Below are 21,426 nucleotides of genomic sequence, written 5' to 3' on the forward strand. Positions count from 1 at the left end.
CCCGTACCGCAGACGGTCACCCCGTGCTGCTCGGCCGCGGCGAAGTCGATGACCGAGTTCCGCATCCCCGATGCCACCAGAAGCTTCAGCCTCGGGAGCGCGGCGAACAGCGAGGCGGGGAAGGGCACACGCTCCCGCAGCGTCACGACGATGTCGAACCCGCCCAGCGCAGCGGCGAGTTCGCCCTCGGTCGCGAAGTGCTCCGCGAACGACACGACCTCCACCTCACGCTCGACCGGCGACCAGTCGGCCACCGTCATCGCCACACCCTGGAAATCGTCCAGCACGGCACAGCGCAGCTTCATATCAGCAGTCCCTCTCGGGTGTCGGTGGGCGTGGCGCCCAGGCCGGGGCCGTCGGGCACCGTGATCGTGCCGCGATCGACGCCGATCCCGGTGAAGGGGTCGGCGAGCAGGTCGAGGTGGCCGTCCAGGTCGAGGAAGTCGGCGAGCTGCGCCAGTTGGGCCATCGCGCTGACGCCCAGGGTGCTTTCGGTCTTGCAGCCCAGCATGACCTTCAGCCCCGCGTGCTGGGCCAGGGCGATCATCTCCATGGCCCGGCGGAGTCCCCCGCATTTGGTCAGCTTGATGTTGACGGCCGCCGCGCAGTCACGCAGCCGCAGCACATCCGCCGGCCCTTGGCAGTCCTCGTCGGCCACGACGAGGAGCGGCGCATGCTCGTGGACGTGGCGCAGACCGGCGGGGTCCGGGTCGGGTGCCACGGGCTGCTCGAGGAGTTCGACGTCGTGGCGGTGCAGTTCGTGGGCCACCTCGACGGCCCGCTCGGGCGTCCACGAGCCGTTGCCGTCGACCCAGATGCGGCCGTCGTAGACGTCGCGGAGCACTCCGGCACGGCTCCCGTCGTCCTCGGGCGTGAGCTTGAGCTTGAGGATCGGCCAGTCGGCCAGCTTCTCACCCCTGCGGGCGAGTTCGTCGTCGGAGCACACACCGATCGACAGCGCGGTGGGAGGCAGCGGCAGGCCCTGGAGCCCGAGCATGCGGTGGAGCGGCAGCCCGGCCCGTTTGCCCAGCAGATCGTGCAGCGCCATGTCCACGGCGGCGGTCACGGCCGGACGTACGCCCGCGGCCTCCAGCCGGTCCAGGGTTTGGACGAACCGGTACGGGTCGGCGCCGACCAGCAGCCGCATGCAGCGGTCGAGTTCGGCCGGGGCCGCCCCCAGCGCGGTGCCGTATCCCTCCAGGCCGTCCCAGCGCAGCCGCACCACGCTCTGGCGCACGGCGTCGGTCACGCCCCTGGTGCCGGCGAACGGCTCCGACAGCGCGGCCTCGATGCGGTAGTGGGTCATCCGCATGTGCTCACCTCCTCGAATGCGGCGACGATCGCCGATGCCTGGCGGAACGTCAGATCACGGAAGCCGTCGGGCTCCACGGGCACGGCCGGGTCCCGTCGCACTCCGCCGTACGGCACCCCGCTGCCCTCGCGGAAGCGGCCCCGCAGGTAGTCCGAGAGCCCGCCCTGGTGCGTACGGAGCCAGGCCAGCGCCGCGTCGTACTCCTCGCCGGGGCGCGCCGCCGTCACTGCCCGGAAGAGGGCGGCCATGCGTTCGGTGTCGCCGGTGTCGGTACCGGCCGGGCACAACATGAACACCGGGGCCGGCAGGAGGACGACGCACAGCGGGGCCGCATCGGCGAACCGACCGACGAGGGCGTCGCTGATGGACCGCATGCCGCGCACGGCGGCTCTGCTGGTGAAGTAGCCGCCGCGACGGGGCGGGCAGCCCGCCATCGAGCGCGCACCCCAGTGCAGATGGGTGGTGAAGGGAGCGACGCCGGGTGCGGCGGGCCCGTCCGGGTAGTGCGTGGCGAACATGCCCGTCAGCACGCCGGTGAGCAGATGGGACACCACCGGGAGCACCGGGGGCAGTTCACCGATCCGCTCGAAGAACCGGGCGGGGTCGGTCAGCGCCCGGAAGGGCAGCAGGGCCGCCTCGGCGAGTTCACGGGCGGAGGCGTAGCGGTGACCGTCGAGCCGGTAGCCGGCGCCCTCGGGCCGGAGTTCGCAGCGGGCGACGTCGCCGTCCAGGCGTACGGCATGGCTGACGAGGTCGGCGAACGCCCGCCGCGGGTTGTCGCGCCGACTCGCCCGCTCCAGCAGTTCGGTCAGCATCGCGGCGACGGCGTCACCGCGGTCGACCAGTGCGGTCGCCTCCAGGGCGAAGCGGTAGCCGGTGATCGCCCTCATCCGCCGCAGATGCACGTCGACGAGCGGGGTCAGCGTCCCGTCCTCCTCGGTCTGCACCAGCGGGCAGAACAGCGGGCGGTCGCGGTCCCGGCGTGCGAAGCGGCGGCCGTCCCAGGTGAACAGCGGCAGTTCCGTACGCCTGCCCTGGTCGACGAGTGAGCCCGGCAGATAGACACCGTCGCCACCCGTGCCGGCGGGGTCCGTCTCCGTACGGGTGAAGCCGTAGATCAGCGGATAGCCGTGCCCCTGGCCGCAGATGGCGGTGTTGAAGTCCATGGGGCCGGACCGGCCGAGCGCGATGTCCTCCCAGTTCCCCAGATGCCCGCTGCGCGGCGGCAGCAGCGCGTCCTCCTTGTGCACGAGGTCGAGCAGGGCGCCGATGGGCACGTCGCGGGTGCCGAGGTGGACCGGCAGGAACGAGCGGGAACCGTCCGCAAGCCCTTCGGCTTCGGCCGCTGTCAGGAGATCGAGTTCCTCCACGATCGTGTGGCTCATGACGCGGACCCGCTCTCCAGGCGGCGGAGGAGGTACGGCAGGGCGCCGCCCGCCAGCAGGACGTCCCACTCGCCCTCGGAGTGGACGTCGGTGCGTGCCGTGAACGTCAGCGCGTCCGCGCGGACCTCGACCGACCCCCGCTCCCGCATGCTCGCCAGGCCCTCCAGGGTGAACTCCTCCTCCCCGGTCAGGCCCAGGCGGGCCCGGCCCCCGTCGGGGAGGAGGAGCGGCAGGATGCCCATCGCGCACAGGTTCGCGCGGTGGATGCGCTCGTAGCTCTCGGCGAGGACGGCCCGTACGCCGAGCAGCCGCGGCCCCTTGGCGGCCCAGTCCCGCGACGACCCCATGCCGTAGTTGCGCCCGGCCAGGACGATCAGCGGGGTGCCCGACGCGGCGTAGCGGCGTGCCGCTTCGAACACCGGCACACGGTCGCCGGTCGGGAGGTGCAGGGTCGCACCGCTGCTGTCTCCCGGCCCGGTCAGACGGTTGGCCAGCCGCGGGTTGCCGAACGTGCCGCGCGCCATCACCTCGTGGTTACCGCGCCGCGATCCGTAGGAGTTGAGGTCCCGCGCACCGCGCTCACGCAGATACGTGCCCGCGGGGGACTCCGGCGGGATCGCGCCCACGGGGGAGATGTGGTCGGTGCTGACGTCGTCGCCGAGCACCAGGAGCGCCCGCGCGTGACGCAGCGGCTCCGTGCCGAGCGGTTCCGTGGGGTCGACGGCCACGGGGTTCCCGGCGAGGTCGTTCCCGCCGCCCACCGGGCCCCCGGCCGCATAGGCGGGCGGGCGGATGTACGTCGACTCCTCGTCCCAGGCGAAGGTCGTGCCGCACTGTCCCGTGATGGACGCCCAGCCCGCGGCCGGAACCGGTCCGGTGCCGGAGCCCTCGAAGTCGAGGCTCTCGGAGCCGGAGCCCTCGGAACCGAAGACCTCCGGGCGCACGAACTCGGCCTCCAGCGCGCTCAGTTCGGCGCTGTCCGGCCACAGGTCCCGCAGATGTACGGGCTTCCCGTCGCTGTCGGTGCCCAGAGGCGCGGTCTCCACATCCGTACGGACATGGCCGAGGAGGGCCAGGGCCACGACGAGGGCCGGCGATGCGAGGTAGCCGGCCCGGACCTGGGTGTGCACGCGCGCCTCGAAGTTGCGGTTGCCGCTGAGGACCGCGCAGACCGTCAGACCGTGTTCGGCCACGGCGTCGCCGACGCCGTCCGCGAGGGGTCCGCTGCCGCCGTTGCACGTCATGCAGCCGTACCCGACGACATGGAACCCGAGCTTCTCCAGAAAAGGCATCAGCCCGGCGTCGCTCAGGTAGCGGGTGACCGCGCGCGATCCGGGCGCGAGGCTCGTCCTGACGTGCTGCGGTACGGTCAGCCCGCGCTCGACGGCACGGCGCGCCAGGAGTCCAGCCGCGAGCATCGCCCGCGGGTTGGAGGTGCTGGTGCAGGAGGTGATGGCGGCGATCACGACGTCCCCGTCGGACACGCCGTCCCCGTCGGACACGCCGTGCGCCACCGTACGGACCGGCCGGGCATGGAACTCCGCAAACGAAGCGGGGAGTTGACGCAGCGGGATCTGCTGGTCCGGACGGCTCGGCCCGGACACGCTCGCCCCGACCTCGCCCAGGTCGAACGCGATGGTCCGGCCGTAGACCGGTTCGGTCCCGTCGCGCAGCAGCCGCTGCCGCCAGCAGTACTCCTCGACCCGACGCACCTGCTCCACGGGCCGGCCCGTCTGCAGCAGATACCGCAGCGTCTCCCCGTCCACCGGGAAGAAGGCGGCCATCGCGCCGTACTCCGGGGCCATGTTGGCGATGGTGCAGCGGTCGGCCGCGGAGAGGGCGGAGGCCGAGGGGCCGGTGAACTCCAGGATCTGACCGCGGACGTTCTCCTCGCGGAGCCTGCGGGTGAGCGTCAGGACGAGATCCGTCGCCGACGTGCCCGGCCGGGGCTCACCCGTGAGCCGGACCCCGGTGATCGGCGGTACACGGATCGGCTGCGCCAGTCCCAGCATCAGGGCCTCGGCCTCCAGGCCCCCGACGCCCCAGCCGAGAACGCCGAGACCGCCCACCATCGTGGTGTGGCTGTCGGTGCCGATCACGGTGTCCGGGAAGAGCAGACCGTCCTCGCCGGCCGCCACCACCGTGGTCAGCCGCTCCAGATTCACCTGGTGCACGATGCCGCGCCCCGGAGGGATGACCCGTACCGCGTCGAACGCCGTCTCGGCCCACTTCAGGAAGGCGTAGCGCTCCTCGTTGCGGGCGAGTTCGAGGGCTTCGTTGAGGGCGAGCGCGTCAGGCCGCCCCGCCCAGTCGGTCTGCACCGAGTGGTCGACGACGACATCGACCGGCAGCACCGGGTTCACGCGCTCGGGCCGCGTCGTACGGTCGCGGAGCGCCGCCAGGTCCGTGAGCAGGGGAATGCCGGTGTAGTCCTGCACCAGGATGCGGGCCGGGCGGAACGCCATCTCCGTCTCCGGCGCCGCCCCGGCGGCGAGACGCCGCGCCAGCCGCTCCGCCGCACCGTCCTCACCCGACCGCAGAAGGGACTCCAGCAGCACGCGTCCGCTGTAGGGGATCGCTGCGAGGTCGACCCGTGCCGCGGCGGCGAACCGCGGCAGGTCGTGGATGGCGTACTGGCGCCCGGCCAGGTGCGCGTGGCTGATCACGAAACGCTCGTCTCTGCTCGGGCCGGGGCGGGGGTGCTGGTGCCCGCGCCGTCCTGTCCCGTTCCCGGGAAGGGGCGCGCCATTGGGCCGCGGTACTCCAGCAGCGGGCGGATCAGCACGTTGTTGGCGTGCTGTTCGAGGGCCTGGGCGACCCAGCCCGTGGTCCTGGCGACCACGAACATCGGCACCGTCAGATCGTCGGGCAGGCCCAGCATCCGGTAGGCGAGTCCGGCGTAGAGGTCCACGTTGGGCGCGACGCCGTGCCGCGCGTACGGGCGCATGGCCTCGGCGACGGCGTCGAGGACGTCCAGGCCGTGGGTGTCGCCGCGCTCCTCGCTCAACTCGACGACGGTGGCGCGGAGATGGCGTACGCGGGGGTCCTCGGTGCGGTACACGCGGTGCCCGAACCCCATGACCGGTTCGTTGCGGCTGTGCAGCTCACGCACGTACGCCTCGGCGTTGCCCGGGGTGCCGACGTCGTCGATGAGCCGGACGACGCGCTCCGCGGCGCCTCCGTGCACGGAACCGGCGAAGGCCGCCACCGCGGCGGTCAGCGCGGCGGTCATCCCGGTCCGGCAGCCGATGGCGACACGCGCCGTGAACGCCGAGGCGTTGGAGCTGTGGTCGGCGTGGACGATCAGCCCCTTGTCGATGAACCGCACCGCGGCGGGCGTCGGCGGCCGGCCCGTCAGGGCGGTGAGGAAGCCCTCCGCGTAACCGGCGTCCTCGGGCACGGCGACCGGCTCGCGGCCGGAGCGGAACGCGTGATGGGCCGCGACGAGCAGCGGCATCCGGGCGATCAGCGCCATCCCGGCCTCGCGCGCCTCGTCGTACGACTCGTCGGTGCCGGGCGCGCGCCCGGGGGAGAAGGCTCCGAGCGCGGACACGGTGGTGCGCAGCGCGTCCATCGGGTGAGCCCCGGCACGGGCCAGTGTCCGGGCGAGGTCGAGGACCGGTGCGGGCAGCTCGCGATGGGCGCGGAGCTGCTTCCCGAAGCCCTCCAGGGCGGGCGCGTCCGGCAGTTCGCCGTCGACCAGCAGATGGGCGACCTCCTCGAAGGAGGCGCGGCCTGCCAGGTCGTGGATGCTGTAGCCGCGGTACTCCAGGATGCCGCGCGCACCGTCGATCCGTGTGATCGCGGTGTGGTCGAAGCAGACCCCCTCCAGGCCCCGGTGGACGGCCGGCCCCTCCGCGGACTCCGGTGTGGCCTGCGGCGGTTCCCCTCCGCCTGCGAACGCGCGGATCGCGGCGACCGTACGGAGCCCCACGATCCGGTCGTCGTCGACCTGCAGGCCGAGTTCGTCGCCGAGCGCGACCATGAGCGCGACATGGCCCAGCGAGTCCCACTCCCTGATGGACTGGTACTCCAGGTCGTCGGTGACCCTGTCCTCGTCGATCCCGAGAGCCCGGGCGATGAGCCGGTCCACACGGTGCATGATGTCCCCCTTGGGTGAGTGATGGTCGTGGCCCACCTGCGCGTCCCCTCGCGTCCGGTGTGCCGGGCTGCCGTGCGGCGCCCGGTGGTCCTTCAGGCGGCTCGCTCCGGCGTCTGGTGGTACGTCAGATCCCGGTGGTCGTACGGCTGTCGATCCGGACCCGCAGCGCGTTCCGGTCCGTCTTGCCGTTGCCGTTCACCGGCATCGTGTCGATGACGTGGACGGACCGGGGCACCATGTAGGCCGGGAGCACCTCCGCGACCTCGCCGGTGAGAGCCTTCGCCTCGACCGGGCCGGTCACCACCGCGGCGATCGAGTCCTGGTCGGGCCAGAGCAGGCACGCGGCCTCGGCACACCCCGAGCGGCGCAACACGGCCTCGATCTCGCCGAGTTCGACCCGATGTCCGCCGACCTTGACCTGCTGGTCGTTGCGGCCCACGTAGACGTACGTCCCCTCCCGCTCCCGCACCAGGTCACCGGTGCGGTAGTACGTCCTGCCCGCGTACACGAAGAACCGCTCGGCCGTGAGGGCGGGGTCGCGCCAGTAGCCGGGCGACGCCTGCGGCCCCGCCACGCACAGCTCGCCGGTCCCCCCTTCGGGCACGGGCGTGTGCGTCTCGTCGACGACCAGCGGGTGGAGACCGGGGTAGAGCTGCCCGATGGGCACGTTGTCGTGCAGGCACAGGGCCGGGCTCGACACCGGGTCCCAGCGGTGGACGGAGCAGGCGATGGTCAGCTCGGTCGGACCGTAGAGGTTCTCCACGACCGAAGCGGGCGCCGCGGCCTGCCACGTCTCCGCGATCTCCCGGGGCAGGGCCTCGCCGCAGAAGAGGCTCCAGCGGAGCGTCGGCATCCGCCCCGGGGTCAGCGCGCCCCGCTTACGGAGCATCACGGCCACGGAGGGTACGGAGAACCAGACCGTGATCCCGTTCCGCTCGAGGTAGGTGAAGGGGGCGAGGACCTCGATGGGGTCCATGGCGCACACCCGGGCCCCGTGGTCCCAGGCCATGAACAGGTCGAAGACCGAGAGGTCGAAGGTCTGGTCGAACGTCTGCGTGAAGCGGTCCTCGGACGTGAACCCGTAGCGGTCCCGGCCGGCGTCGAGGAAGGCGCGTACGTTGCCGTGGGTGATCGGCACGCCCTTGGGCGCTCCGGTGCTCCCTGAGGTGAACAGGAGATAGGCGAGGTCGTCCGGTGCGGCCTGCGGCAGGTCCGTGAGCGGAGCGGTCCGCGCCAGATCGGCCGCGCCGAACACCCTTCCCGCGCCGGGCGCCGTCACCGCGCCCGGCGCCGTTCCCGCTCCGGCCGCGAGGTCGCCCGTGCCGCCCCCAGGCAGCAGGACCGCCGGTGGCTTGCGCAGCCCCGCCAGGAGCGGTGCGAGCTGGGGCAGCGACTGCTCGTCGACGATCACCGCGTCGAGGTCGGCGCGCTCCAGCATCGTACGGGTGCGCTCCAGCGGCAGCTTCCGGTTCAGCGGCACGAACGCGGCACCGGCGAACAGCGCTGCCAGACAGCCGAGGTACGACGCCTCGCTGCGGTGGGCGAACACCCCCACCCGCTCCGGTCTTCGGCCCCCGGCGGCGTCGACGAGCCGCGCCGCCCAGCGCAGCGCGATGTCGGCCCCTTCGGCGTACGTGTACGCACGCCTGCCGATCGTCAGCGCGACACGGTCAGGGCTGTGCCGGGCGTGGTGCAGGAAGCCCGAGGCCAGACCGGTGTGCGGCGGGGCGGATGTGCGGACCCCCGCGATGAGCTGCTGGGTGGGCAGGTCGTGGGTGGTGCTCATGTCGTTCCTCCAGTGCGGATGTGCGTGGGGATCGGCGCGGCCGTCGGTCGCGGATGGTGTGAACGGGCATGCCGAGCAGAAGAGGTGGCGCAGCGACGTGGTCCCCGACGGCTGATCGGGCGCGCGAGTGACCGCTGGTGCGGACTCCCCGGAGGGGAGCTGGAGGGCGCAGCGAGAAGGGACTGCCGCGGAACGGAAGGGAGTCCGCGGGACCCTTCGGGGCCTGTCAGCCGGGTTCGGCCAAGGCCCGGCTCGTGGCCGCGTTCACGCGTCGGCCATCGCTGTCTTCCCGGTCCGGGCGCCGAGCGCGACCCGTTCCGTGGCCGCTCCTGCCACCAGGAAGACCACGGCCGCGCCGACCCAGCCCACCGTGCCGGTGCTCAGCAGCAGACCGGTGACCACGACCGGTCCGAGCACGCGTTGCCCGGCGTTGCCGAGGTTGAACACCGAGAGATACCGTCCGCGGGCCTCGGGCGGCGCCAGGGCGATGGAGAGGTCCCAGCCCGCGGAGTTGGCGACGACTTCGCCGAGCGACAGGGCCACGACCGCCGCGAACAGCCAGGCCACCGCCCACCAGCCGTGTGCGGCGCCCGCACCCGCGAAGCAGAGGCTGGACACGGCCAGGGCGACACCGGCGTACGTCATCATGCGGCTGGTGCGCCGCAGCCCCTGGGCCAGCTTGCTGACGGGGATCTGCAGCAGCACCACGAGCCCGGTGTTCACCGCGAACAGGATCGAGACCGTCGCTCGCGACGCGTCCGTGTGCTCCAGCACCCAGACGGGCATGGCGACGAGCAGCAGGGCGTCGAAGAAGGACAGCAGGAAGTTCAGGCCGGTCAGCAGGAGATAGCGCCGGTCGGGCAGGGCGGACCGCTTGGCCTTGTCCTTGTCACGGACCGGGGCGGCGGCCTGCTCCGGTATGCGCAGGACCAGTGCCGCGCCTCCCAGGAAGGCGGCGCCGATCGCCACCAGGGTGACCCGGTACGCGAAGAGGGTGTCACTGAGCAGGGCGGCGCTCGCCGCCATCGCGCCCGCCCCCAGGCCGCAGTTGCGGACCACATTGATGACGGCGAGCAGCCGGGTGCGCTGCGGCTGATCGGTCACGGACGCGGCCACCAGAGCCTGGAGCACGGGAGGTGCGGCCCGGTCGGCGGCGATGGCGAAGAGGGTCACGACCATGAACTGCCAGTAGTTCGTGACCAGTCCGTACGCGGTGCAGCACACGGCCCGGCACACGTAGAGCGCGGCCAGAACCCTGCGTGCGCCGAAGCGGTCGGCCAGGACGCCACCGCCGAGCGAGACGCCCAGCGCCACCGCACCGGCGAGGGCCAGCCCCACGCCGACCTGGTTCGGACTGAGACCGACATGGCGTGTGAAGAAGGCCATGGAGCTGGCCATGAAGAGCCCGATACCGAGCGACTGCACCAGGGCGGCGGCAGCCAGTCGCTTCTCGGCCGGGGCTAATCGACTCATTTCCCGGCCCGGGGACGGGAGCTGACGGACCCACAGGTCGTCGGGCCGACGTATCCAGACATGTTCTCAAACCTTGCTCTGCTCACAGAAACTTCACCGAATGAGAACATCATCTGCGAGATGTTCACAGATGGCATGAGTCATGGGTACTCAGACCTGACGATGCATGAGGCGACGCCAACTGGTCCGTGGTGTACGGCAGTTCGGCCTTGGGTCGCGTCGTCGGGACCGGGCCGCGCGCTCGCGGCGCCCTCAGGAAGGGCAGCGGTTCCGTGTGTGCCGGTCCGATCCGTCGGTTGATGGTGCCGACGCTGGTGGACCGGTCCGCGACCACGTACTGGCCGGTGCTGCGGGAGCCGGGGCCCGGCGGCATCTTTCAGTTCGGGCAGCGCGGATGGCCGGGACGGTCGACGTGGCTGGTGGGCCGGTGTTCGGCAGGGCCTGGCCCTTGCCCGGCATCCGTGGGCCGAAGAGGCATCCGCCCGGGCCGACGGCGCGTACCCGTATGCGGCGCGCCACCGCTGCGGGAGAAGCCTGTCCGTTCCCTGGGGCACCAAAAAAGCAAAGGCAAGGAGAGTCCTCTCCTTGCCACTCTCAACTTATAGCGCACCGGGGGGCTTGCGGCAAGACCCGGGTGGTGGCGCAAAATCCTCGGCCGAGGCCACAACCTGCGGAATTGGGGGCACGACGTGCGTGTGTTGTCGACGTATGGGGGACGCGGTGACGTCGAATCAGTGGAGGGACCGGTCATGCGGTCCCGAGCGCGCGGCGCTGGGGTGCGGAGACGTCCGCTCGACCGCGCGGAGTGGCAGGCCGACTCGTCCGAGGGAAGGCAGCCAAGGATGAGCACGTGCTGGACAAGAGGTTCGGCAGAGTGGGAGGCACGGGTGGTGCTATCGGCCACCGCACCGCGACGGAGCACGGCTGCCTCGGAGGCATCGCGATGATCGAGCCGTACGTGTTGGATCTTCACGAGGTCGACGAGACGCAGGTCGCGTTCGCCGGCGGCAAGGGCGCGCACCTGGGCGGGCTGTCGCGGATCGAAGGCATCCGCGTACCGGTCGGCTTCTGCGTGACGACGGACGCCTTCCGGCGGATCATGGCGGAAGCGCCGTCGATCGACGATCAGCTCGATCAGTTGTCGCGCGTGGACCCGGACGACCGGGAGGCGATCCGCACGCTCAGCGCGCGGATCCGCCGCACCATCGAAGGGATCGCCGTCCCGGCCGATCTCGCGGCGGGGATCACCCGTGCGCTCGACCGGCTCGGCGGGCAGGCCGCCTACGCGGTCCGTTCGAGCGCGACGGCCGAGGACCTGCCGACGGCCTCCTTCGCAGGCCAGCAGGACACGTACCTGAACGTCGTAGGGCAGGCGGCGATCCTCCAGCACATCAGCCGGTGCTGGGCCTCGCTGTTCACCGAGCGGGCCGTGACCTACCGCCGGCGGAACGGTATCGACCACCGTACGGTCCAGATGGCCGTGGTCGTGCAGCGGATGGTCTTCCCGCAGGCGGCCGGCATCCTGTTCACGGCCGACCCCGTCACGGGCAACCGGAAGGCCGCCACCGTGGACGCCGGCTTCGGCCTCGGCGAGGCACTGGTCTCCGGCCTGGTGAACCCGGACGTCTTCACGGTGCGCGACGGTGAAGTCGTCGCCAGGGCGATCGCCGCCAAACAGCGTGCCGTTCAGCCTCTGCCGGACGGCGGTACGCAGGAGGTGGAGATCGACGCGCAGCGGCAGGAGCAGCCCGCGCTGACGGATGCTCAGGTCGTACGGCTCGTACAGCTCGGGCGGCGGATCGAAGCGCACTTCGGCTGCCCGCAGGACATCGAATGGTGCCTGGTCGACGACGGCTTCCGGATCGTTCAGAGCCGGCCGATCACGACGCTGTTCCCCGTCCCCGAGACCGGCGACCAGGAGAATCACCTCTATGTCTCCGTCGGTCATCAGCAGATGATGACCGACCCCATGAAGCCCCTGGGGCTCTCCATGTGGCAGCTGACGGCCATGGTGCCGATGCACGAGGCCGCAGGGAGGCTGTTCGTCGACGTCACCCGGCGCCTCGCCTCGCCCGCGAGTCGCGCCGCCCTCCTGGACATCATGGGGAGAGGCGATCCGCTGGTGAGGGACGCGCTGGAGACCGTTCTCGACCGCGGCGACTTCGTCCCGTCGCTCCCGGACGCGGACGCGAGCCCCGCCGGGCCGCCGCCCGCCGGCGTGCCCGCCCCGATCGAGACCGATCCGGCCGTCGTCACCGACCTGATCGAGCGCAGCCAGGCGTCCGTCGAGGCCCTGCAGCGGGACATCCGTACGAAGACCGGGCCGGCGCTCTTCGACTTCCTGCTGCGGGCCTTCGAGGAACACAAGCGCGCCCTCAGGGACCCGCGGAGCATGCAGGCGATCATGGCGGGGATGGAGGCCACGTGGTGGCTCAACGACACACTGCAGGAGTGGCTGGGCGAGAAGAACGCGGCTGACACGCTCACGCTGTCCGCCCCCGACAACATCACGTCGGAGATGGGACTGGCGCTGCTCGACGTCGCGGACGTGATCCGCCCGCTGCCGGAGGTGGTGGCGTTCCTGCAGGGAGTGGAGGACGAGGGCTTCCTGGACGAGCTGCCGAAGCTCGCGGGCGGGGCCGAAGCGCGCGACGCCATCGTGGCCTACCTCGACCGGTACGGCATGCGCTGCGTCGGGGAGATCGACATCACGAGGCCGCGCTGGCGCGAGCGCCCCACGACGCTCGTACCCGTGATCCTCGACAACGTCAGGAACTTCGAACCGGGCGCCGCCGAGCGGCGCTTCGAGGAAGGGCGGCGGAAGGCGCAGAAGAAGGAACAGGACGTGCTGTCCCGCCTGCGCGTCCTGCCGGACGGGGACCGGAAAGCCGACGAGGCCAAGCGGATGATCGACCGCGTCCGAACCTTCATCGGGTACCGGGAGTACCCGAAGTACGGCATCATCAGCCGCTACTTCGTCTACAAGCAGGCCCTGTCGGAGGAGGCTGAGCGCCTCGTGCAGGCCGGCGTGCTTCCTGAGAAGGACGACGTCTTCTACCTCACGTTCCAGGAACTCCACGACGTCGTGCGCTCGCACCAGGTGGATGACCGGCTCATCCAGCGGCGCAAGGAGGCCTTCCGGTCCTACCACGCGCTCACACCACCCCGGGTGCTCACGTCGGACGGTGAGGCCGTCACCGGTGCGTACCGGCGCGACGACGTGCCGGCCGGCGCCCTGGTCGGCCTGGCGGTGTCCGCCGGGACCGTCGAGGGGAGGGCCCGCGTCATCCTGGACATGGCGGACGCGGATCTCGAAGCGGGCGACATCCTGGTCACGCCGTTCACGGACCCGAGCTGGTCGCCGCTGTTCGTCGGAATCGCGGGCCTGGTGACGGAGGTGGGCGGCCTGATGACCCATGGCGCAGTGATCGCCCGGGAGTACGGCTTGCCGGCCGTCGTGGGCGTGGAGCGTGCCACCCGCCTGATCCGTGACGGTCAGCGGATCCGCGTGCACGGCACCGACGGGTACGTCGAGATCCTGCCCTGACCGACCACACCGAGCAGCCTGTCCGTAAGCCGGGGCGTGCGGTGATGATCGCGTGAGTCCCCCTCCGCCGCCGGGTTGGCCTATGGGGGACTCACCGAACGGTGCGAGGTCTGCGGGATTGACGATTCCGTGCTGAATTAACTGAATATCCTCGGTCATGTACCGGTTTCTTCGAGGCGGCTGCGGGAACGCGAAGGGTGTGCTTCGGACTGCAGGCACCCGCGGAAGCTGTGTGTAGGCGCTCAGGCGCGCGGGGTGCCCGTATCTCTCCGACGTCTTCTGCGGTGACCTTCTTGCCGTAAGAGGAGCTTTCCTCATGGCGACCGCAGCAGCACAGGCCAGCAGCAACGCGAAACGATCTTCGGCGAAGCACTCCCATGACGACGCCCCGGACACGGCGGCGGAATTCCAGGAGATCGCACGCCTCCCGGAAGGACCCGAGAAGGAACATCTGCGGCAGCAGGTCGTGGAGGCATGGCTCCCCATGGCTCGCCGGCTCGCCCGCCGGTTCCGCAACCGCGGGGAGCCCCTCGAGGACTTGGAACAGGTGGCCGCCCTCGGCCTGGTGAAGGCCGTGAGGCGCTACGACCCCGGTCGTGGCCTGGCCTTCGCGAGCTTCGCCGTGCCCACCGTCGTCGGCGAGATCAAGCGTCACTTCCGCGACTACACCTGGGGTGTGCACGTACCCCGCCGGGTGCAGGACGCGCGCAACCGCGTCCGGATCGCGCGCCGTGAGCTCTCCCATGCCCTCGATGGCCGCGCCCCCGCCCTGGTGGAGATCGCCGAGTACACCGGCATGACCGAGAACGAGGTCCGTGCGGGCATGGAGGCGCTCGACAGCTACAGCACCCTCTCGCTCGATGCCCCGGTCTCCGACTCCGAGAACGCGTTCACCCTTGCCGACATGCTCGGCGACCAGGAGACCGGATACGACCGCATCGTCGACCGGGAGTCCGTCAGGCCGGAGCTCGCGAGTCTGACCGACCGCGAGCGGGACGTTCTGTATCTGCGGTTCTTCCGGAACATGACCCAGCACCGCATAGCGGAGGAGGTCGGCGTCTCGCAGATGCACATATCCCGCATCATCAGACGGACCTGCGAGACGGTCTGCGACCACGTCATGGCCGACATGCGCAACTGAGTCCGTCGAGTCCTTTGAGTGGGCGACAGGACTACGCCGTTGTCCCGCGCAACCATCACACGAAAGGCAGGCAAGACCATGTCGCAGGTTGAGGAATCCATCCAGGTCGACGTTCCTGTACACACCGCCTACAACCAGTGGACTCAGTTCGAGTCATTCCCCGAGTTCATGGACGGGGTCGAGCGGATCGATCAGCGCTCCGACACCCTCACGCACTGGGTGACCAGTGTGGCGGATGTCAAGCGGGAATTCGACGCGCGGATCACGGAGCAGATCCCGGACGAGCGGGTCGCATGGACCACCGTCGAGGGAGAGGCGAAGCAAGCCGGAGTGGTGACCTTTCATCGCATCAATGACACGAAGACCAAGGTGATGCTGCAAATGGACTTCGACCCCGAAGGACTGGCCGAAACGGTCGGAGACAAGCTCGGCTTCGTCAAGCGCCAAGTGACCGGGGATCTCGGACGGTTCAAGCAGTTCATCGAGTCCCGCGGCACGGCTACGGGAGCCTGGCGCGGCGAAGTCTGACAGAGAGGCAGGAGGCGCATGCGAACCGCCGGTGCAACTCCCGTACACCCGTCGAACGAGAAGCGCGAGAACGTGAGTGCCGAATCCCCTTTGTGCGGCCGGATCGTGGTGGTGACGGGTGCGGCGCGCGGCATCGGTGAGGCCGTGGCACGAGCGCTCTTCCGACGGGGTGCCCGCCTGGCCCTTCTCGGGCACGAGGGGGACAGGCTCCGCCGACTCGCCGACGAACTCCCCGGGGCGTTCGCGCGGGAAGTCGACATCACGGACCACCACGCCATGACCCATGCCGCGGAAGCTGTCCAGGAACGGCAGGGCCCACCCTCGGTAGTGGTGGCCAACGCCGGCATCGCGTCCGGGGGCCCGTTCCTGGAGGACGATCCGGAGACCTGGCGCCGGGTGATCGAAGTCAATCTGATCGGCAGCTCGGTGACGGCCCGCGTCTTCCTGCCCGCTCTCCTGGACACACGCGGCTACTACCTCCAGGTCGCCTCGCTCGCGGCCTTCGCCCCCTCTCCGATGATGACCGCCTACTGCGCTTCCAAAGCAGGCGTGGGCGCCTTCACCCAGGCACTGCGGGGCGAGGTCGCCCATCAAGGCGTCGACACCGGCGTCGCCTATCTCACCTGGACCGACACCGAGATGATCCACGCGGCCGACCAGCATGCCGCTCTTCGTCTGCTGCGCAACGGACTGCCGTGGAAGGGCCAGAAGACTTACTCGCCCGAATTCGTCGCAGAAAGGATGGTGTACGGCATCGAACGCCGGGCCCCCGCCGTCTACGTGCAGCGGTGGCTGCGCGCCGTCCAGGCCGGGCAAGCCCTGGTCCCCGGACTCGCGACATGGCGCGCTCGCCGCGTTCTCGCCCGGGAGTCGCCCGAGGCGTTCCGTCCCACGGGTCTTCTCGGGCGCGGCGGCGAAGCAGACCTCCCCAGCCGCCAGGGGCTCTCCGGCAGTCGCTTCTAGCCGTGCCACGCCAGTGCCGGATCGGTACCTAACCCCAGCCGCGGCCGGAAGGGCGATGCGGCTGTGCGGTGACTCAGCCGAACTCCGGTACGGCGGGCGGGAGCCTCCCCCACGAAGGCCCCCGCCCGATGTCCGTACGGAACGGGTTCCGGACGGATCGCCCCAGCCCCCACGTGCCGGTTTGATCCGTGCGTACGTCCCCCGTCCCGACGGGACCGGTAACGCGTACCGGTCAGCCACGGGCCAGCGCGAACCCGACACCCGCCCCCATGCTCTGGCCGAAGGCGAACTGGAGGAGGAGTTCGGCAGCCGGCTCCAGGTAGCGGGCGTTGAGCAGCGCCCCGGCGTCGACCGCGTCGAAGCCCAGCTGTATGCCGAGGTCGACGACGATCGACTTGGCGGCGGCGTCGTCCCCCGCGACGGGCAACAGCAGCCGGGTGCCGCCCAGTTCGGGGGTGCCCATGGTGGCGGCGAGGACCGTGTTGAACGCCTTGACCACCCGCGAGCGGGGGAGGCGGACGGCGACCTGCTCGGCGGCGGAGGTGGTGTGGCCGATGGTGAGCGACATGAAGTCGGGCGCGAGCGGGTTGGTGGCGTCGATGACGACCTTCCCGTCGAGCGCGGACACCACGTCGTCGGTGAGGGTCGCGTCGAGCGCGGTGAACGGCACGGCCAGCAGCACCACGTCCGCCCACTCGGCCGCCTCGGCCGTGGGCGCGACGGCGGCGCCGACGAACGTGACATCGGCGAGGCGGGGGGAGTCGGGGCTGGAGGCGGACACCTTCACCGCGTGCCCGGTCTCCACCAGGCGGCGGGCGAGCGTCGAACCCACGTTGCCCGCACCAATGATCCCGATCTTCACTGTTCATCTCCTTCGAAGGGCGTCGTCGACGACGCACGACTCATGTGCTTCGAATTCGAAGCACCTCTCGATGTCCAGGACTGTAGACCTACTTCGAATTCGAAGCAAGTCTTTCGAGTTCGAAGTAGATGGCTAGACTGGTCCCATGACCGAACCGCGCTGGCTGGACGACCTCGAGATCCGCGCCTGGGTGACCTTCCTGGAGACCACGAGCCTGCTGAACCGCCGCATCGAGGTGGACCTGCGGCAGGAGGGGATCACGATGGTGCAGTACGAGATCCTGACCCGGCTCCTGGAAGTCCCCGAGCGGCGCCGCCGCATGACCGAGCTGGCGAACCTGCTGGTCTCCTCACGCAGCGGACTGACCTACCAGGTCACGCAGTTGGAGAAGGCCGGTCTGGTCACACGTGAGACCTGCCCGGACGACGAACGCGGCGTGGTCGCCGCCCTCACCGACAAGGGCCGGGCCCTGCTGGAGCGGGCCGCGCCGAGTCACGTACGGGTCGTCCGCGAGGGCCTGATCGACCTGCTCGACCGGGACCAGCTCACCGCCCTCGCCGAGATCATGACGATCGCCCGCGACCGCCTCCGCGAGCGCTAGGGTCGGCGTCCCGCAACCGGTGACCGGGAGCGTCGGCAACCCCGACGTGCGGAGGTGCGCGCCGCATCTGCCGGCCCGTTGTCCGTCATCCATGACGATCAACCGGCCCCGCGCCGGCTGTCGGCCCTGAACGTCGGCTCGGGTGACACGGCCCCTTTCCCGCCCCGTGCGGCGACGGGAAGGGGGCAAGTTGTTTCGTGGGGCAACGGCGGTGCCCTGGAGTGAGTGTGGCGGGGAGTGAGTAGCCGACCCGGCCGTCGGCCGGTCGCCGCTCTGGCACGATGACGGAATGGAACGTGTACGAGGAATTGGTGGATATTTCATACGTGCCGCTGACACCGAGGCCCTGAGCGCGTGGTACCGCGACTGCCTGGGTCTGGACCTGGGTGAGCACGGCCTGTGGCATCAGGCGGCCGGGCCGACGGTGTTCGCGGCGTTCGAGTCCGACACCGACTACTTCGGGTCCCGCGACCAGCAGACCATGCTCAACTTCCGCGTCGACGACCTGGATGCGATGCTCGCGCAGCTGCGCGCCAAGGGAGCGGACGTGGCTGAGGAGACGGAGGACATGGACGGTGTCGGCCGATTCGGCTGGGTCACCGACCCTGAGGGCAACCGGGTCGAGCTGTGGCAGCCCGCCTGACGCGTCTCCCCGCGGGCGATCACGTCCTGGCGGACCACCAGGTCGTCGTGGTGTGAACCTGGGGCGGGCGGGGCCCGCTCGGCCATGTCCCACCAACGCCGTCTGCGGGCTGTCACGGGAGCACCTTGGTGGCTCCGTCACCGGCAGCGCCAAGCAGGGCCCATCAGGATGACGCCCCGGCGCACTGCGCGAGTGTCGGCCCGGTCTCCGGTCGCGCCGCCGGAGGAGCCGACCGACCACGGCTCGGCACCCGGATGCGTCCCCCTTCCCCGCAGGCGGCGGAAACCCTCCGACCTCCATCGCGTCGGCATGCCCCGCGCTCGATCGCGGGGGAGGCCGTCGGCGCTCACACCCGTCCAGGAGGGGGCCGGGCATGAGTACGCGTACTCATGCCCGGCTGATCCGGGCCCGACATGCTGAGCCGCATTCACTCGCAGCTCCGCAGCGCCTGGAACCGACGGAAGGAGGCCGCGATGGATGTCGTCGACGAACGACGCCGGCTTCCCGCCGCGCTGGCCGTACTCGTCCTCGCCGGACTCATCGCGTCCGGCATCAGCCCGTACGACCGCCCGACGTGGTTCCTGGAAACCATGTGGGTTCTCGTCGGCCTGCCCCTCCTCGTCATGACGTGGCGCCGGTTCCCGCTCACCGGTCTGCTGTGCTGCCTCCTGGCGCTCCACGCACTCGTCCTGGCCGCCGGAGGCCACTACACCTACGCCCGCGTGCCCCTGGGCGCATGGCTGCAGGACGCACTGGACCTCTCCCGTAACCCGTACGACCGGATCGGCCACCTCATGCAGGGGTTCGTCCCGGCCGTCCTCGTCCGCGAGCTCCTGGTCCGTACCTCCCCGCTGCGCGGCAGCCGGTGGCTGGCGCCGTTGACGGTCGCGCCTGCATGGCGTTCAGCGGCTTCTTCGAACTCCTGGAATGGTGGGCTGCCCTGATCGGCGGCGAGGCGGCCGACGACTTCCTCGCCACGCAGGGTGATGTCTGGGACACCCAGTGGGACATGTTCTGCGCGATGACCGGGGCCGTTGTCGCACTCCTCGTCCTCAGCCGCCTCCATGACCGCCAGCTCGAGCGTCTGCGCGGGCCACGGACCGGGGTCGGCTGAACGCCGGGGAAATGGCCGGGGCATCGACCGGACCGGGGGCGCGGATGGCGCTGCGGAGGGGCGCACGAAGGTAAGGGGCCGTCAACACCTCGCCATGCCTTCCCCAACTCACCGGTGAACAGGGCCGGTTCGGGAATCGCTTCCATGCCGGACGCGGTTCAGAGGGGGAGCAGGCGATGGATGAACGGAAGACCACGGCCCAGCGGTGCGCTGCGGCTGACGAGGCGGACCCGACCCCGTGCCAGGGAGTGCTGTCGGCGGTGACGGTCGTGACCGCGGACGGGAAAGAGATCACCGGCTGCTTCCAGCACAGTGCCCGGCAGCTCGCCAGCCTGGAAGGGGCCCGGCTGCATCCGGTGGCGGCACTGCTGCCCTGGGCGATGGACATCTACTGCCGCGCGGCGGAACTCCCGCCCTTTCCGTGGCAGATCGGCCTGTAGCGCGGTTCGCTTCCGAAGGCGGCGGCGCCGGCCGGCGGCTCATCTGTTTCGCTGAGACCTGGCGAAGGTTGAGTACCGGATCCTCATGAGGTGAGTGAGCCGGCCCGCCTATGGTCTCGGGATTGCGCTCCTCCCAGGAAGAAATACCCCTCGTGAGCCGTCCTCCGTGGTCCCGCGTTCGTGCCGCCGTTCTCGCCGGCGGTCTGACCGTCGGCGTTCTCGTGGGTACGGCGGCATGTGGCAGCGCGCAGAGCGAGGGCCGGCCGGCGTCCCCGAGCCGTTCTCCGAAGAAGCTCACCGCTTTCGAGGAGAGCCAGACCAGACTCGTCGAACTGGCTCTGAAGAATCCGGGCGACGGGGCATTCTCCGACGAGAAACGGCTCGGGCCGGAAGTCGGAGCCGGACGGAGAGGAATGCTGCAAGGGGTCTATGACACCGACCTGCACCGTGGTCAGTCCGTGAAGGTCGATCTGGCGTGTACGGGGCGCGGCAGCGTGGCCCTGGCGGTCGTCAGCGGTGAGAAGCGTTCGAAGACCCGGAGGGCGAGCTGTACGGACGATGCGCCGAGGCCCGTGCCGTACGTCTTCCCGGTCGAGGATGGTCGTGTCCAGGTGACCGCCACACCGCAAAGCGTCAAGGGAGCCGTGGGATTCACCGTTCAGGCCGTCCCGGAGGACGCCGAAACCGTCGAGGACGATCTCCGGGCGGATGAGGCGCGCGCCTTCCTCCCGGACGAGGAGAGTGAGGGGATCAATCTCGGACTGGCGTCGGGCAGCCTGCGCGAGGGCATTCCGGGATCGATCGTCGACGTGAAGAAGGGCCAGCGGATCAGGGTGCTCGCCGCCTGCCTGGGGACCCGCTCCATGACGATCTCCGGCGTCTCCGGAAAGGCGGAGGCCTCCGAGCGCATTCGCTGTTCCCGCGAGGTCGGCACCGGGAGTTTCGAGCTGACGGCCGAGGCCACCACCCTGCGGGTGGAACTCAGGCGGGACAGCGGGGCCACGGGGGGAGCGGCGTACACCATTCGTTCCCCATGACCGACGGAAGCAGGCCGGAGGCAGCGCGCTGCTTCGGCGGCGGCAAGCACATCCGCGTCGAGCACTGGGCCAACGCCCTCAACCAGCCGCAGGCCGCGCCGCCAGCGCGATGCTCGGCCTGGACGTGACGTACGACCGCGCTCCGTACTTTTCACCGACCAGTACGACCTGGGCATGGAGTACACGGGTTACGTCGAACCCGCCGCCTACGACCAGGTGGTCTTCCGCGGCAGGACCGACACCCGGGAATCCATCGCCTTCTGGCTTGCCGACAACCGTGTGCTGGCCGGGATGAACGTCGACGTCCGGGACGTCACCGACCCGAGCCGCGACCTCGTCACCTCCGGCCGGCCGGTCGGCGCACACGAACTCGCCGATACCGACGTGCCCCTGACACACCTTCTCGAACGCCCCGACAGGACCGGCTGATATGGCAAGGGTTGTCAGGCGAACATCCTTGGGGAGGCCGCCGGGTCGACCTGCTTCCCGGGG

The 21,426-nt window shown here is 70.6% G+C and carries 15 protein-coding genes and 3 pseudogenes; 10 read left to right on the forward strand and 8 right to left on the reverse strand.

Annotation, left to right across the window (positions count from 1 at the left end):
* From ABZ822_RS23005 to ABZ822_RS23035, 7 genes and pseudogenes are all read right to left on the reverse strand, one after another.
* Nucleotides 1–305, reverse strand: a pseudogene (locus ABZ822_RS23005) (D-2-hydroxyacid dehydrogenase family protein); the annotation flags it as partial.
* Complete coding sequence (locus ABZ822_RS23010; RefSeq protein ID WP_360857240.1) at nt 302–1,312, reverse strand: enolase C-terminal domain-like protein; 1,011 nt, start codon at nt 1,310–1,312, stop codon at nt 302–304. The gene ABZ822_RS23010 and the pseudogene ABZ822_RS23005, both read right to left, overlap by 4 nt.
* A complete protein-coding gene (locus ABZ822_RS23015; RefSeq protein WP_360857242.1) occupies nt 1,303–2,697 on the reverse strand; it encodes a DUF6025 family protein in 1,395 nt (464 codons plus the stop codon). The genes ABZ822_RS23010 and ABZ822_RS23015 overlap by 10 nt, the downstream gene beginning before the upstream one ends.
* On the reverse strand, nt 2,694–5,363 hold the full coding sequence (gene acnA, locus ABZ822_RS23020) for an aconitate hydratase AcnA (RefSeq protein ID WP_360857245.1): 2,670 nt from the start codon (nt 5,361–5,363) through the stop codon (nt 2,694–2,696). The genes ABZ822_RS23015 and acnA overlap by 4 nt, the downstream gene beginning before the upstream one ends.
* Entirely contained in the window at nt 5,360–6,799 is a 1,440-nt protein-coding gene (locus ABZ822_RS23025) for a citrate/2-methylcitrate synthase (protein WP_360857248.1), read from the reverse strand. Before ABZ822_RS23025 ends, acnA begins: the two co-directional genes overlap by 4 nt.
* A gap of 124 nt (nt 6,800–6,923) precedes the next feature.
* Complete coding sequence (locus tag ABZ822_RS23030) at nt 6,924–8,585, reverse strand: amino acid adenylation domain-containing protein (RefSeq protein ID WP_360857251.1); 1,662 nt, start codon at nt 8,583–8,585, stop codon at nt 6,924–6,926.
* A 264-nt stretch (nt 8,586–8,849) separates the two neighbouring features.
* Nucleotides 8,850–10,058, reverse strand: a complete 1,209-nt coding sequence (locus ABZ822_RS23035; protein WP_360857254.1) for an MFS transporter — start codon at nt 10,056–10,058, stop codon at nt 8,850–8,852.
* Between the two features lie 943 nt (nt 10,059–11,001).
* On the opposite strand from ABZ822_RS23035, the gene rph reads away from it, so the two are divergent.
* The 4 genes from rph (at nt 11,002) to ABZ822_RS23055 (ending at nt 16,237) form a co-directional block, all read left to right on the forward strand.
* Entirely contained in the window at nt 11,002–13,605 is a 2,604-nt protein-coding gene (rph, locus tag ABZ822_RS23040; RefSeq protein WP_360857644.1) for a rifamycin-inactivating phosphotransferase, read from the forward strand.
* Between the two features lie 316 nt (nt 13,606–13,921).
* On the forward strand, nt 13,922–14,746 hold the full coding sequence (locus ABZ822_RS23045) for a SigB/SigF/SigG family RNA polymerase sigma factor (RefSeq protein ID WP_360857257.1): 825 nt from the start codon (nt 13,922–13,924) through the stop codon (nt 14,744–14,746).
* Between the two features lie 78 nt (nt 14,747–14,824).
* Nucleotides 14,825–15,274: an SRPBCC family protein gene (locus ABZ822_RS23050; RefSeq protein WP_360857260.1), complete on the forward strand. Its 450-nt coding sequence runs from the start codon at nt 14,825–14,827 to the stop codon at nt 15,272–15,274.
* A 72-nt stretch (nt 15,275–15,346) separates the two neighbouring features.
* Complete coding sequence (locus ABZ822_RS23055) at nt 15,347–16,237, forward strand: SDR family oxidoreductase (protein WP_360857263.1); 891 nt, start codon at nt 15,347–15,349, stop codon at nt 16,235–16,237.
* Nucleotides 16,238–16,469: 232 nt separating this feature from the next.
* Here the strand turns inward: ABZ822_RS23055 and ABZ822_RS23060 are convergent, their stop codons facing one another.
* Nucleotides 16,470–17,099 carry an NAD(P)-binding domain-containing protein gene (locus ABZ822_RS23060; protein WP_360857265.1) on the reverse strand — a complete coding sequence of 210 codons (630 nt, stop codon included), beginning with the start codon at nt 17,097–17,099 and terminating at the stop codon, nt 16,470–16,472.
* Between the two features lie 145 nt (nt 17,100–17,244).
* Between ABZ822_RS23060 and ABZ822_RS23065 the strand changes: the two genes are divergently transcribed.
* The 6 genes and pseudogenes from ABZ822_RS23065 to ABZ822_RS23090 form a co-directional block, all read left to right on the forward strand.
* On the forward strand, nt 17,245–17,700 hold the full coding sequence (locus ABZ822_RS23065; protein ID WP_360857268.1) for a MarR family transcriptional regulator: 456 nt from the start codon (nt 17,245–17,247) through the stop codon (nt 17,698–17,700).
* Between the two features lie 289 nt (nt 17,701–17,989).
* Nucleotides 17,990–18,343 carry a VOC family protein gene (locus ABZ822_RS23070; RefSeq protein WP_360857271.1) on the forward strand — a complete coding sequence of 118 codons (354 nt, stop codon included), beginning with the start codon at nt 17,990–17,992 and terminating at the stop codon, nt 18,341–18,343.
* Nucleotides 18,344–18,816: 473 nt separating this feature from the next.
* Nucleotides 18,817–19,457, forward strand: a pseudogene (locus ABZ822_RS23075) (DUF2238 domain-containing protein).
* A gap of 176 nt (nt 19,458–19,633) precedes the next feature.
* Entirely contained in the window at nt 19,634–19,897 is a 264-nt protein-coding gene (locus tag ABZ822_RS23080; protein ID WP_360857274.1) for a hypothetical protein, read from the forward strand.
* A gap of 152 nt (nt 19,898–20,049) precedes the next feature.
* Entirely contained in the window at nt 20,050–20,934 is an 885-nt protein-coding gene (locus ABZ822_RS23085) for a hypothetical protein (RefSeq protein ID WP_360857277.1), read from the forward strand.
* Nucleotides 20,935–20,978: 44 nt separating this feature from the next.
* Nucleotides 20,979–21,363 (forward strand): annotated as a pseudogene (locus tag ABZ822_RS23090) (oxidoreductase C-terminal domain-containing protein); the annotation flags it as partial.
* Nucleotides 21,364–21,426 lie beyond the last annotated feature (63 nt).

It is taken from the genome of Streptomyces sp. NPDC047108, assembly GCF_040643575.1.
Lineage (GTDB): Bacteria > Actinomycetota > Actinomycetes > Streptomycetales > Streptomycetaceae > Streptomyces.